This is a genomic window from Curtobacterium sp. ODYSSEY 48 V2 (assembly GCF_023712625.1).
Lineage (GTDB): Bacteria > Actinomycetota > Actinomycetes > Actinomycetales > Microbacteriaceae > Curtobacterium.
The window spans coordinates 1-453 of record NZ_JAMAXX010000041.1 but is presented as its reverse complement, the minus strand read 5'-3'; the positions used below and the strand labels follow the sequence as shown (position 1 = coordinate 453).

Genomic DNA, 453 nt, shown 5'->3' with positions numbered 1-453 from the left:
CGCCGAGCAGTCGTCGCCGCCCGATACCTACCAGATGCGCTATGCGCTCGAAGGGTTCGCCGCGCGAATGGCCGCGCACGTGGTCAGCGATGCCGACATCGCGTGGTGCGAGGACAACCTCGCCGACCTGCACGTCGCGCTGACCGAAAGCGCGCTCGACGAGGCGTCGCGGCTCGATTTCGACTTCCACATGCGGATCATCCATCTGGCCGGCAACGCGGCGATCGAGTCCATCCTGCGCAGCAGCGCGGACATCATGAAGGAAAGCCAGCGCATGCCGTTCTACCGGCGCGAGCTGCTGCTGTCGACGTGGCACGAGCACCGCGCGATCGTCGACGCGCTGATCGCGCGCGATGCGGCGGCCGCCGGCACCGCGATCGAAACGCACATCGCGAACGCCGCGCAGCGCGCGGGCATCTTCTTCCCGACGCCCGGCGCGTAATCCTCCCGCGC

Annotated in this window: 1 protein-coding gene; it reads left to right on the top strand. The window is 68.9% G+C overall.

Features of this window, described 5'->3' with window-relative positions; all coding sequences use genetic code 11:
- On the top strand, positions 1-442 hold a 442-nt coding region (locus tag M3666_RS16400; protein ID WP_251155815.1), incomplete at its 5' end, for an FCD domain-containing protein.
- Positions 443-453: the final 11 nt, after the last annotated feature.